This window comes from Pseudarthrobacter sp. TE9888 (genome assembly GCF_056279345.1).
Genome location: NZ_JBWBRD010000002.1, coordinates 969,520 through 982,137, shown reverse-complemented (window position 1 = coordinate 982,137; position 12,618 = coordinate 969,520). Strand labels below are relative to the sequence as shown.

11 protein-coding genes are annotated in these 12,618 nt (G+C 68.0%); 5 read left to right on the top strand and 6 right to left on the bottom strand.

Going from position 1 to position 12,618, the window contains the following annotated elements:
* Positions 1–7 precede the first annotated feature (7 nt).
* The 4 genes from ACZ9J7_RS05220 to ACZ9J7_RS05205 all read right to left on the bottom strand — a co-directional run bounded on the left by ACZ9J7_RS05220 (position 8) and on the right by ACZ9J7_RS05205 (position 3,487).
* Positions 8–994, bottom strand: coding sequence for an NAD-dependent epimerase/dehydratase family protein (locus ACZ9J7_RS05220; protein ID WP_476207615.1), 987 nt, complete (start codon positions 992–994; stop codon positions 8–10).
* A 103-nt stretch (positions 995–1,097) separates the two neighbouring features.
* Complete coding sequence (locus ACZ9J7_RS05215; protein WP_476207613.1) at positions 1,098–1,472, bottom strand: cupin domain-containing protein; 375 nt, start codon at positions 1,470–1,472, stop codon at positions 1,098–1,100.
* Positions 1,473–1,619: 147 nt separating this feature from the next.
* Positions 1,620–2,378, bottom strand: a complete 759-nt coding sequence (locus ACZ9J7_RS05210) for a ThuA domain-containing protein (protein ID WP_476207612.1) — start codon at positions 2,376–2,378, stop codon at positions 1,620–1,622.
* Positions 2,378–3,487, bottom strand: a complete 1,110-nt coding sequence (locus ACZ9J7_RS05205) for a Gfo/Idh/MocA family protein (RefSeq protein ID WP_476207610.1) — start codon at positions 3,485–3,487, stop codon at positions 2,378–2,380. Before ACZ9J7_RS05205 ends, ACZ9J7_RS05210 begins: the two co-directional genes overlap by 1 nt.
* Positions 3,488–3,899: 412 nt before the next feature.
* Here ACZ9J7_RS05205 and ACZ9J7_RS05200 point away from each other — a divergent pair, with 412 nt between their 5' ends.
* Entirely contained in the window at positions 3,900–5,192 is a 1,293-nt protein-coding gene (locus ACZ9J7_RS05200) for an ammonium transporter (protein WP_476207609.1), read from the top strand.
* A 69-nt stretch (positions 5,193–5,261) separates the two neighbouring features.
* Here the strand turns inward: ACZ9J7_RS05200 and ACZ9J7_RS05195 are convergent, their stop codons facing one another.
* On the bottom strand, positions 5,262–8,738 hold the full coding sequence (locus ACZ9J7_RS05195) for a DEAD/DEAH box helicase (protein WP_476207607.1): 3,477 nt from the start codon (positions 8,736–8,738) through the stop codon (positions 5,262–5,264).
* A 220-nt stretch (positions 8,739–8,958) separates the two neighbouring features.
* On the opposite strand from ACZ9J7_RS05195, the gene ACZ9J7_RS05190 reads away from it, so the two are divergent.
* From ACZ9J7_RS05190 to ACZ9J7_RS05175, 4 genes are all read left to right on the top strand, one after another.
* Positions 8,959–9,561, top strand: coding sequence for a DMP19 family protein (locus ACZ9J7_RS05190; RefSeq protein WP_476207605.1), 603 nt, complete (start codon positions 8,959–8,961; stop codon positions 9,559–9,561).
* A gap of 150 nt (positions 9,562–9,711) precedes the next feature.
* Positions 9,712–10,422 (top strand): protein tyrosine phosphatase, encoded by a 711-nt coding sequence (locus ACZ9J7_RS05185; protein ID WP_476207603.1) that lies wholly within the window; start codon positions 9,712–9,714, stop codon positions 10,420–10,422.
* A 179-nt stretch (positions 10,423–10,601) separates the two neighbouring features.
* Positions 10,602–11,180: an RNA polymerase sigma factor gene (locus tag ACZ9J7_RS05180; protein WP_476207601.1), complete on the top strand. Its 579-nt coding sequence runs from the start codon at positions 10,602–10,604 to the stop codon at positions 11,178–11,180.
* On the top strand, positions 11,173–11,970 hold the full coding sequence (locus ACZ9J7_RS05175) for a hypothetical protein (protein WP_476207599.1): 798 nt from the start codon (positions 11,173–11,175) through the stop codon (positions 11,968–11,970). The genes ACZ9J7_RS05180 and ACZ9J7_RS05175 overlap by 8 nt, the downstream gene beginning before the upstream one ends.
* 24 nt (positions 11,971–11,994) lie before the next feature.
* Here ACZ9J7_RS05175 and ACZ9J7_RS05170 read toward each other — a convergent pair whose 3' ends face one another.
* The gene (locus ACZ9J7_RS05170; RefSeq protein WP_476207597.1) at positions 11,995–12,561 is read right to left on the bottom strand and encodes a COG4315 family predicted lipoprotein; all 567 of its coding nucleotides are present in this window, start codon (positions 12,559–12,561) and stop codon (positions 11,995–11,997) included.
* Positions 12,562–12,618 lie beyond the last annotated feature (57 nt).

The following is a 12,618-nucleotide window of genomic DNA, read 5'->3' as shown; positions in this document are numbered from 1 at the left end:
TCGGGGCTCAGCCGGCCGCGACGCCGAGCGGGCGGGCGACATGCAGCTTTTCGTGGTCGACCAGCCACTGGATGGATTCGAAGATGGCCTGCTCCGGTTCGTACCGCGGCGCGTAGCCGAGCACGGAGGCCGCTTTTTCGATGCTGAAGCACTGGCTGCGGTAAAGGTGGTTCCAGCTCGCATCCGCGTGCTCGCGGGAGGTGTTCTCGCGGAAGCGGTCCCACGACACCGCCTCCAGCACTGCAGCGTGGCCGAACCAGGCGGCAGCGATGTCCGCATAACCGCGGACCGTCAGCGCCGTGGGGGCAACGATGTTGAAGTCCTCACCGGTGGCTGCCTCCCGCCGGGCAATCGCCTTCTCGAACGCCTGGGCCACGTCATCGGCGTGCACATGGTGCATCAGCTCCGCCCCGCTGCCGGGAATCCGGAGGGGCTGGCCTGCAGAGATCGTTTGCCAGACGGTGGGATCAAGGTTTCCCAGCGGACCAACGGGCTGCCAGCCTGGCCCGACAATGTGGCCGGGGTGCAGGGACGTGGTGGCCAGCCCGCCGCTGGCGGTTTCCTCCTGCAGCATCAGGGCAATCCTGTTTTTCTGGACGCCGTATTCGCCAAAGGGCGGAGCAGCGGAATCCGATCCCTCCCTGATGGGCAGCTTCAGGCTCTGCCCGTACCGCCAGACGGAGCCGCAATGCAGCAGGTGCCCCACCTCGCCCCGCAGCCGCTGCACAAGCTGCGCCGCCGATTCCAGGGTGAAGCAGACCAGGTCCACCACGACGTCCGGTTTGAGGGCCGCCACCCGGTCCGGGAATGTCCCGTCCCGGTCCTCTGCTTCCCGGTCCGCGGTCACGTGGTGCACCTGCTGCCACTCGGGTGCCTCCGTGTACGGCCTGCTGGTCCCGCGGCTGATGTTGGTGACCTCATGGCCGGCCCGGACCAGCCGCGGGACCAGGAACGACCCGATGTGGCCGCTGCCGCCGATGACGGTAACTTTCATTGCTCTCCGATCGTTGCGTTTCCTCAACGGTAGGGCCGTAGCACCGGGAAAGGGAGGGCCTTGCAGACCTCCCTTTCCCGGTGGTTGGCGGCGGGGCGCCGGGTCATTCCGGCTTGGCGTACTCTGCGGCGCTCATCACTTCATAGCAAACGTAGGTTTCGCCGCCCTCCACCCAGGCGTCGTGGCCTGCCGGGATGGAGTACGCGTCACCGGCATGGATGGTCATCTTGCCTCCGTCGACCAGTTCGATAGTCAGGGTTCCGGCGACGCAGACGCCCAGGTGGCTGACCTGGCAGCTGTCCGTGTGGACCACCGTCTTGACGGTTTCCGACCAGCGCCAGCCGGGTTCGAAAGTGAAGCGGCCCAGGGTGGTGCCGCCGAGGGTGACGACGTCCACCTGTGTCATGGGCGGCCGGCGCTTTTCATCCGGCTCATCGAAGGATTTTGATTCAAGGTCTTTGACCGTTATTGCGGGCATTTCAGGCTCCTGGGAAGGAGGGTTGTTTAGTTCACCCGGGCGTGCGGGCGCTCCGGGAGGGTGGTCCAGCAGGGAGGGGTGTGCCCGTCCGGAACCTGCCGAACCTCGTGCGCGACGATCCCAATCTGCTCCGCCGCGGGGGTGATGTCAATGCTGTTTTGCCCCGTCAAACCACTCCCGGGCCGGGTTGGTCACAGCAGGCGCGGAACGGTCCAAATCCGGCTGCGCAGCCCACCGCACGCCGTTGGCCAGGACCCGCTGGACCTGTGGATGGTGGTACACCGGGTACTCCTGGTCGCCCGGGCTGAAGTAGAAGATGCGGCCCTTTCCGCGCGTGAAGGTGACGCCGGAGCGGAACACCTCTCCACCGGCAAAGGAGCTGATGAAGATCAGGTCGTCCGGGTCCGGGATGTCGAACAGTTCGCCGTACATCTCCTGCTCCGGGATGACGATGGGGCTGTCCACCCCTTCCGCGATGGGGTGGGACGGCTTGACGGTCCACACCAGTTCGCGCCGGCCGTCATTCCGCCAGGCCAGGGAGCAGCTGGTGCCGAGCAGTTTGGTGAAGATCCTGGAGAAGTGTCCAGAGTGCAGCACGATCAGTCCCATCCCGCCCAGCACGTGCCGGTGGACGCGTTCGACGACTGCATCCCGCACCTCGGCGTGCGCGATGTGGCCCCACCACAGCAGGACGTCCGTCTCCGCGAGCATCTCTTCGCTGAGGCCGTGGTCGGCGTCGGTGGCCAGGACCGCCGTCGTGATCTCCGCGTCCGGAAGATGGGAGCGGAGGCCGGCGGCGATGGCGCCGTGGATGCCGTCCGGGTAGATCTCCCCGATGTGTGCTGGTTCGTTGTTTGCTTCGTGGACGCCTTCGTTCCACACACGGATCCGCAGTTTGCCGTCCATCAGAGCCGAACCTCCCTCTGCTCGCGTGCGGACTGGTAGCACGCGTCGATGACCTGCGCGCGGTACAGGGCCAGGGATCCGTCATGGTTGGCCCAGGCCTGAACGCCGCCCCGCACGGCGGTCACGAAATCCTCCACCACAGCATCGTGCGCGCGGCCCGGCAAAACCGGGGGCAGGTAGTCCGCGGCACCCCCGTCCTTGTCCGTGAACACCCGCAGCCGGCCCACCGGCGGGAAGGGCGCCCCGTGCACCCTGAGCTCGGCGCCGCCGTCGGTCCCGTACACGGTGAAGTCCAGCTGGTCATCGGTTTCCCGGTAGGCTGCCCAGCTCGCCTCGACCAGCAGGGTCGCGCCGCCCTCCAGCCGCAGGAACGCCGTGGCGAAGTCCTCCACTTCGAAGGCGTGGCTGGTGGCGTGGGCGGAGAAGCGGCTGCCACCGCCCCGGCCCTGGGGGCCCAGTTCGGCATGGGTGGCCGCGGAGACCGCCACCACCTTGGGCTCGCCGAGGAGGTACAGGGCGAAGTCGAGCACGTGGACGCCGATGTCCGCCAGGGGCCCGCCGCCGGCGAGCTCCGGGTTGGTGAACCAGCTGCCCAGCGTGGGGATGCCGGCGCGCCGGAGCCATGAGGCTTTCGCGTAATACGGCCGGCCCAGCCCGCCGCCGTCGATGACGTCCTTGAGTGCCCTGACGTCGCCGCGCCGGCGGTGGTTGAAGGCGACGTCCAGGACGCGGCCGGCCTTGCGGGCGGCGTCCACCATGGCCCGGCCTTCCACGGCGTTGCGGGCGATCGGCTTCTCGCTCAACACGTGGAGGCCCCGTTCCAGGGCGGCGATGGCGATCGGGGCGTGCAGGAAGGTGGGCACTGCCACGCTGACCGCGTCCAGGCCGCCGTGCTCCAGCATGTCCTCCCAGCCGGCGAAGGCGTCCGGGATGGCGTATTCGGCCTGCAGGGAGTCGCGGAGGTCCTGTTCCATGCCTGCGACCGAGACGATGCTTACTCCGTCCAGTGCCGAGTAGGCCTTGAGGTGCTGCTGGCCGGCCCAGCCGATGCCCACCACCCCCACCCGTAGGTCACTCGGCGGTACAGGAGGGGATTGCTGGCTGTTCAAGGGCTGGCTCCTTCGGCGTGGCTGGCTGCCCGGACGCTTTCCAGCCTAGCCCTGCACTGCCTGGTCCTGGAGGTGCATGCCTGCACTGTTCGACGCGGCGTCACGCACGGCACGCTTGCGGCGCACCCAGGTGCCCCGCACCCTGGAAGCCCGGGGCGCCGCCGTCGTGCCCTCGCCAAAAGCGCGCCCAGCGTGACGCGCTGCGCTCAACGGGACCTGTGAAACTCGCGTGCAAAAGGCTGAAACGATCATTTAACACACCGGAAACCCATCCAAAAATCACCGCCATACATTGGTATCAGACGGCAAAAGCCGCCCTCCGCCGGCCGTGGTTTCTCCACCCACGGCCCACTCGGCGGAACGGCTCTGACGGCAACTGACCGTTCTTTTCGCATCTTGAAAGGGGTTTCCCATGGACTCGGGAAATGTCGCTTGGATTTTGGCCAGCTCGGCGCTGGTATGCATGATGATTCCCGCCCTGGCCCTGTTTTATGGGGGCATGGTGGGGTCCCGCCGCATCCTGAACATGATGATGATGTGCTTCGGCGGCGCCAGCCTGGTGGCCGTGCTGTGGGCACTGTTTGGCTACTCGATGGCCTTCGGAAACTCCGTGGGCGGCCTGGGACTCATCGGTGACGTCACCGAGTTCCCCGGCATGGGGCAGCTGCTGGCCAAGGACGATTCCGCGTCCATCCCGGTCATCCTGTTCGCAGCATTCCAACTGTTCTTCGCCTGCGTCACCACCGCACTGGTTGCCGGTGCCGCCGCGGGCCGCATGAAGTTTGGCGCCTGGATGCTGTTCGCCGGCATCTGGGCCACGGTGGTCTACTTCCCCATCGCGCACTGGGTGTTCGCGTTCGACTCGGCGGACGGCAGCACCGTCGGCGGCTGGATCGCCAACGGCATCAAGGCCATCGACTTCGCCGGGGGCACCGCAGTCCACATGAACGCCGGCGCCGCGGCCCTGGCCCTGGCCCTGGTGCTGGGCAAGAGTTCCGGCTGGCCCAAGGTGGAACACGCCAAGCCGCACAGCCGGCCGCTGGTCCTGGTGGGCGCAGGCCTGCTGTGGGTGGGCTGGTTCGGCTTCAACGCCGGCTCCGCGCTGTCTGCCGGCCAGTCGGCGTCGGTGGTGTTCCTGAACACCGCTGTGGCAGCTTCGGCCGGACTGCTTGCCTGGGCCCTTGTTGAGCGGTTCCGCCACGGCGCAGCCACCAGCATGGGCGCCGCCTCCGGCCTCATCGCCGCGCTGGTGGCCATCACTCCCGCCTGTGGCGCCGTCAGCCCGCTCGGCGCACTGGCCATCGGCGCGATCGCCGGGGCTGTCTGCTCGCTGGCCATCGAATGGAAGTTCCGCCTGGGCTTCGACGATTCCCTCGACGTCGTCGGCGTCCACCTGGTGGGCGGCATCCTGGGCACGTTGCTGATCGGCCTCTTCGCCACGGACAAGGCCCCGAACGGCGTCAGCGGCCTGTTCTACGGCGGCGGCTTCGAACTGCTGGGCGTCCAGGCCCTCGCCACCATCACGGTGCTGGCCTACTCCTTCGGTGTCACCTGGATCCTGGCGAAGATCCTGGACAAGACCATGGGCGGGCTGCGCATCAAGCCCGAGGACGAACTCCGCGGCATCGACCTCGCGGCCCACTCGGAGCTGGCCTACCTGATGGACGAGGACCCGGTGGAGCTGGGCTCCCCGCAGCGGGTCTAGTACCCCGCCAAGAAGCTGCCGGGCGCCCGCCTGCTGGGGGCGGCGCCCGGCATACCTGCCCGCCGGCACCTACTCCTTGAAAAGCCCCGCAAGGTCCTCGGCCGTGATGGCCCCGCCGGCCAGGGCATCGCCCTCCATGACGTCAGCGAACAGCTGCGACTTCCGGGTCTTCAGCGCCATGACCTTCTCCTCAATGGTGTCCTTGGCGACCAGCCGGTACACCATGACGTTCCGGGCCTGCCCGATCCTGTGGGTCCGGTCCACGGCCTGGGCCTCGGAGGCAGGGTTCCACCACGGATCGAGCAGGAAGACGTAGTCGGCCTCGGTGAGGTTCAGGCCGAACCCGCCGGCCTTGAGCGAAATCAGGAACACCGGCGCGCTGCCGTTCTTGAACTCGCTGACAACGTCGGCACGGTTCCGGGTTCCGCCGTCGAGGTAGCAGTATTCGATCTCCTCCTGGTCCAGCCGCTCCCGGAGCTTGCCCAGGAACCCGGTGAACTGGCTGAAGATCAGCGCCCGGTGCCCCTCGGCCACCAGGTCCTCGAGCTGCTCGAACAGCACATCCAGCTTCGAGGACCGAACCGCGGACAGGGCAGGGTCCACCAGGGACACATCCAGGCTGAGCTGCCGCAGCAGGGTCAGCGACTGGAAGATGGTGAACCGGTTCTTGTTGACATCTTCAATGAGCCCCAGGATCTTCTGCCGCTCACGCTGCAGGTGCGTCTGGTAGACCTTCTGGTGGCGCGGATTCAGCACCACCTCCAGGATCTGCTCCTGCTTGGGCGGCAGGTCCTTGATCACCTGGTCCTTGGTGCGGCGCATCATCAGCGGCCGGACGCGGCGCCGGAGCTTCTCCAGTTGCCCCTTGTCGCCGTTCTTTTCGACCGGTTTCTGGTAATACTCGGCGAAGCGTTTGGGGCTGGAGAACAGGCCCGGAGCGACGATGGATGTCAGGGCCCAAAACTCCATCAGGTTGTTTTCCAGCGGGGTGCCGGTGATGGCGAGCTTGAACGCGGCCGGCAGCTTGCGCGCGCACTGGTAGGCCTTGGACTGGTGGTTCTTCACGAACTGCGCCTCGTCCAGGACCAGCCCGTTCCAGGTGCGGGAGGCGTAGGCCTCGTAATCGATCCGGAACAGGGCGTAGGACGTGATCACGATGTCTGCGCCGCCCAGGGCCTCCGCCACATCCTGCCCGCTCTTGGCAAAGGTCTCGCCAACAGTCCGAACGGTCAGGCCCGGGGCGAAGCGGGCGGCTTCGAGGGCCCAGTTGCCCACCACGCTGGTGGGGGCCACCACCAGGAAGGGCGCGACGGCGGCGGCCCGGACTCCGGAGCCGGCGGCAGCACCGTCGTCGGACGTTTCCAGGGACGAAGCAGCCGCGACCGCCAGCTCCTTCGCCGCGCACATCAGCGCCAGCGCCTGGACGGTCTTACCCAGGCCCATATCGTCCGCCAGGATGCCGCCCAGCCCGTGTTTGTAGAGGAAGCTCAGCCAGTTGAACCCCTCCAGCTGGTACGGCCGCAACTCCGCGTCCAGGGTGGCCGGCAGCGGCAGCCCGTCCGTGCCGCCCTCCAGGAGTCCGCCGACGGCGGACCGCCAGGCCGCAGCCTGTTCGTCCACGATCCCCAGCTGCGCCAGCTCGTCCCAGAGCCCGGCCTGGAACCTGCTGATCTGCAGGGGAGCATCCTTGTTGTCCTGCAGCGACCTGGCTTCCTCGATCAAAGCCCGCAACTGGTGCAGTTCCGGCAGGTCCAGCGAGAAGTAGGCTCCGCTGGGCAGCAGCATCTTGGTCTGGCCGGCCGCCAGCGCGGAGAAGACGGCAGCGAAGGAGACTGGCTGGCCTTCCAGCGAAATCTGGATGCCCAGGTCGAACCAGTCACGCTGCTCGGTGGCCTTGGTGGAGATGGATACCACGGGTGCTTCCTCGGCCTCGCGGTAGTCCGCGATGTCACCCACGGTTTCCATATCCACGTCCGGCGCTTCCCGCAGCCGGGGGAGCACCTCCTCGGTGAACGCCAGCGTGTCCAGGCCGGTCAGTTCCGCGGACGCCGCCAGCCGCGGAGTGCCCCAGCCTCCCGTGGCTGATTCACCCAGGGCAGGGACCACGTCCCATGGCTGGCCGATGCCCTCCAGGATTCGGGCCTCGGCGGTGTCGTCACGGTAGCCGTGATCGCCTGGGTGCCGCCACAGGGGCTGGGCGGTGACCAGGGTCCCGGTCTTGTAGTGCCATTCCCAGTGCAGCCGCACCCGGTGGTCGGCACCGTAGTTGGCCAGCAGGGACAGGGTGGGGACGGCCAATTCGGGCAGTTCAACGGACTCGTCGCGGGCCGTCACCCGGGCCGCCTGCTTCAGTTTCGGGTAGAATCCGGTCAGGAAGCGGGATTCGTCCCTGGCCGGGATGTGCAGCATGCTTCCCGCAGTGACGAACGCCAGCAGCTCCTCGCTCAGCCCGTTCTCCAGCGGCGCCAGCGTGATGGTGCCGTTGGGGTCCGGCACGCCCGGCAGCGAGGCTTCCCCGGAGGTAAAGAACAGCCCGTGCGCAGGGCGCCCGATCGTTCCCACCGACGCCGGATCAACCTCCGCGCCCTCAACCGTGATGGTGGGCGAAAGCTCCAGGCCGCCGTCGGACGTGTCCGCTTTTGCCCCGGCGGCTTCCCCGGCGGGCTCCGCCACCGGAGCCCCGTACCGGCTCAGGGAAAGCCCGACGGCGGCGGGGGCCTCAGCGACGTGGACCGGTTCCGTGCCGCGCGAGTGGACCAGCGCGAGCCCGATCTTCCGGGCGTCGGACAGCAGGCTCCACAGGTTCCTGCCCGCGTACGAGTTCAGTCCCAGCCACAGGCCCGCGGCGTTGTGCACCCGGCTGGCGGAGGACGAATGGCCGGCCAGGAACTCCTGCAGCCACTCGACGTGCGCCTGATTCGATTCCCGCCGGAAGTTCAGGTAGCTCAGGGTGTTCCAGGAAACATCGCCCCGGATCCATTTGCCCTTGGCACCCATGATGACCGGCCGGACCTTGAGCTGGCGGACGCCGCGCACGGGGTCCCTGCGGCCGGTGTAGGAGAAATGCGGAGGCGGTTCCTCCACCTCGAACTGCAGGGCGAGCGGAACCCCGTTGGTGGAGGCGGTGGGACCGGGCCGGGAGATCAGGGGGCTGAGGGCCTGCTCCCAGTCGGAAAGGGCCGCCGCCGGCGCACGGGACACCTGGGTGGAGGTGGACGGAGCCAGCAGCTGCACCCGGATGGCGGGGTTGTCCTCGGCCGCGAACAGCAGGGCCGCCACATGCTTGCAATCCTTGCGGACCGGGCAGCTGCACACACCCACGGTGCAGCTCCAGCCGCCGCCCTTCCGGACCAGCTTGGCGGTGGTGGAGTACGGAACGTCCGCCCCGCCCCGGACCTTCCCCAGCATCAGCCCCGTGCCGCCGTCGAACGATATGCCCGAGACCCTGCTTGCCATGGCATACGCCAGCCCGGCCGCCAGCGAGCGGTCGTTGATTGCAGGTGTCTGTATTGCCAGGTCCGCACTCTCGTCCGGTTGGGATGGCATGGTGGGGGCTACTTTCGGCAGGCCACGGCGGAGCCGGGTCCGGTGGGAGGTTATCTGATCCATCTTAGTTCGCCCGGCGGCACCCCCATGCCGCCGGGGTCCCTTCCCTGCCGGTCCCGAAAACTTCGCTTGACGTTCATTTCGTTCGCGATGCTGCCGTGAACCGGCCGTCGTAGCGTGAAAGCGTCCGGAGCAACACCACCCCCCAGCAAGGATCGCCATGACCATCACGCACCAGCCCGTCGTCCTGACCAGCAGCAGCATCGGAGGCAGGGACGAGGAAGTGGTGGAGGCCAATGCTGCCATCATCGACGCTATGCGCAAGGCCATGCTGCGGCTGGAGGACATGTCCCCGGTGGCCGTCCGAAGCTGCCTGGTGGATTTCTACCTGTCTCAGGCGCTGGAGGGAGGCTTCGCGCAGTACGCCGTCATGGCCGGGGGCCGGATCGCCACCGACCCGCTGGTCCGCGAAGGTATGGCAGGGATGGGCGCAACCGCCCACCTGGACCTCTTCAACCGCGCCGCGGAGGCCTACGCCGTGCTCACCGCCGGAACGGCAGCGTCCTACCTGGCCGGTGGCACCGATGGCAGCGGTGCCGTCACGCGCGCCGTCCTCCGCATCGAGGAGCTCGACGGCGAGTTCGAGGAACTGCTGGAACACGAGAACATCACCTCCCTCAACGCCCGCTGGCTGCGCGGCCAGCCGGACCTGCTGGTGCTGGACGACGAGGAAGTGGGACCGTACATCCAGCGCCTTGCCGCCATGGCCCTCGAGGATGCCGGCGCGGCGGCTGTGCGCAGCGGCGGGGCAAATCCGTTGTAGCCGGTTCACCGGCCGGCTGGCCTGCCGCAGGGGGCAGAAAAAAGAAATTCACGGTGCCCGTAACTTTTCCGCAACCGCAGGCGATGTAGTCAGTGATGGGTCCGCCCGGCGGGCCCAGTCCGATGTGTTGTCTAGGTTTTGGAGAAGTAAATGTCTGTATTCACCGTTCTCGCCACCAGCAAAGTCGCCGCCGGAGTCCTGGCCGCCGGGACCCTGGCAGTAGGCGGAACCGGCGCCGCAGCCGTCTCCGGTGTCCTCCCCACCCAGGCCCAGCAGACCGCCCACGAGCTCTTCGGTGCGCCGGCCCCCAAGCTCGCCGCCGAGGCAGCAGCTGACGCCCAGGCCACCCCGGCCCCCACCGCCACCGCTGCAGTCTCGGACGCCCTGAAGAGCGCTGACGCCACCGCGGAAGCCACCGGCAAGGCAACGGCCACGGCCACGGCTTCCGACGACAAGGCCAGCGCCGACGTAACCGGTTCCGCAACGGCCAACACCGCCGTTGACGCCGCCGGCCCTGCAGCCCTGGGTCTCTGCACCGCCTTCACCCACGGTGGCCTGGACGCTTCCTCCAAGGCGTTCTCCTCGCTGTCCATCGCCGCCAAGGGCGACGCCAACATCAAGAGCTACTGCACCGACGTCGTGGCCAAGGCCGACGCCGCAGCCAAGGCCGGTGCCGAGGGCAAGGGTTCCGCGTCCGTTGACGCCACCAAGCCTGAGGTTCCCGCTGTTCCGTCCGCTCCCGCAGTGCCCGCCGTTCCGGCTGTCCCGGGCGTAGACGGCGCCAACACCGTTCCCGCTGTTCCTGCCGTTCCGGCGGTGGGTGGCAACACCGTCCACACGCCGTCGGTTTCGGCCCGCTAAGGCTCATTGGCTAGTCTGGACTGCGGGTGCGGCCGCAGTCCGGGCAGCCGGCCGGGGACGCGTGACGCTGGAAGGCTTGAAGGAGCGCCCCTGGCAGACCTGCCATGAGGCAGCCGGAATACCACGGGGATTGGCAGCACAAACCGGAAACCGGGATAAGGCGAGGGCCTGGTCCCGGGATGGAGGAGCCGCTGGTGCTGGACACTTTGGCCCAAGAAGAGATCGACATATTCGACAACGCAGCCGGAACTGATCCGGCCGTGTTGTTCGCTGCTGCCTATCGAACCTTCGCGGGCCCGGTGCTGGGGTACCTCAAAGCGCGCGGACTGGATGATCCCGAGGCTGTCACCCAGGACGTGTTCATGGCCTTCTACCCCCGGATCGGCACCCTCACCGGTGGACTGCAGGGCGCAAAGTCCCTGATCTTCTCCATCGCCCACGCCCGCATGGTGGACCACTACCGCCGGCTGGAACGCAGGCCTCAGTTGACGCCCTACGATTCCCAGCATGACGCCCGGACCACCCCGTCCGCGGAGGACCACGCCGTGGAACTGACGGCCGGTGCCGAAGCCATGCTGGAAGGCCTCAGCGAAGAACACCAGGAGGTCCTGGCCCTTCGCGTCGTGGCCGACCTGTCCATCGAGCAGGTGGCAGCCATTATGGGCAAGAGCGCCGGAGCCATCAAGCAGCTCCAGCGCCGGGCCCTCCAAAACCTCAAGGCACAAACGCTCAAGAGAAACCAGGCAGATCATGAGTGATACCGCAGGATCATGCAACGACGGTGCCGTTGACCAGCTTCTGCTGGAAGCAGGCATGGACGGCGACGGCCAGCTCCGCGACGCACTGCTCGACCTGCGCGCCCTGGCGGCCGGGGCCCCGGCACCTTCGGCCGACATCGCGGCGCTGATGGCTAGCCCCTCAGCACCCACCACCGCGGTGCTTCCGGTGGGTGCATCCGCCACCACCGCGCTTCCCACCGTCGCTGCTGCCCTTCCCCCCGCCGGGACTGCCGCGGACCCTGCTGCCGGGCAGCCGGCTGACCAACTGGCCGCCCGCCGCAGGGCCAAGCGCCGCATCACGCTCACCACGCTCTCCGTCGCTGCCTCGCTCGCGGCCGGCGGCGCAGTGGCCGCCGCCTCCGACCAGGGATTCCGGGACTCCATCTCCCAGCTGAACCACGCCGTCACCTCGTTCGTGACTGGCTCAACCCCCGTCCCTGCCGGCAATGACACCAAGCAGGTTCCGGTTCCCGCGCCGGCAGCCCCCCGGCCTTCGGCAACCAGCAGCGCGGATGCCGTCCCCCCGGCACCCGCGCCCGCTTCTGCACCTGCCGCCGCCGCGCCGTCGAGCGCTCCAACACGGCAGGGAACCATGCCTGCCCACGGCACGCCCCCGCAGAAACCTGCGGAGGTCCCGGCGGCACCCGCACTGCCCACCGAGGTTCCGGGAGACGTCCGGAAGGGGCTGGAACAGAGCCCTAAACTGCCCGTCCCGCTGCCCACCGACATCCCGCTCCCGGGCAAGACCGCGGACGTTCCGCTGAAGTAGCCCCGCCGGGCGGATCCGGCCGGGCTAGTAGCCCTGTCCGGCCGACTTGATCAGGGCGCCCGACGGATCGGACAGGTACCAGACGCCGCCCACACCCTGGCCCAAGGTGTCGCCCGGCTTGGTGTCCTTTGCGAAGTAGTAGAGGGGCATGCCGTTCAACGTCACCTGCTTCTTGCCGTCAGGCGTGGTGATGATGCCCAGTTTCCCGGTGACTCCTTCTGCCGTGGGTGATCCTGAAGTGCTGGTCAATGGAGGCCACTGGACCAGGCAGGAACCAGTGCAGGCGCTGGTGCCGGAGTCCTTGGTGTCCTTGGTGAAGAAGTAGAGGCTCATTCCCTTCGCATCGACCACAATGCTGCCCGCCGTCGAGGACGCCGCCTTGAGGTCGACGGCGGAACTCGCCTGCGGCGACGACGCCGACGTTCCGGAGGGGCTGGCGGAGGACGTCGCGGACGAGGTTCCGGCTGAACTGCTTGAGCCGCCCGTGGCCGGGCTGGAGGCCGCCGGCGTGGTCCCGGTGCTGCTGCCGCAGCCGGTGAGGGCCGCCGCCAGGGCCAGGATGGCAAGGCCTGCCCCGAGATGGTGTTTCATGGTGTGCTCCTTGGGTGTTCTTCTCTGGCTGTGTGCGTGCTTGGGTGTGCCGCTTCG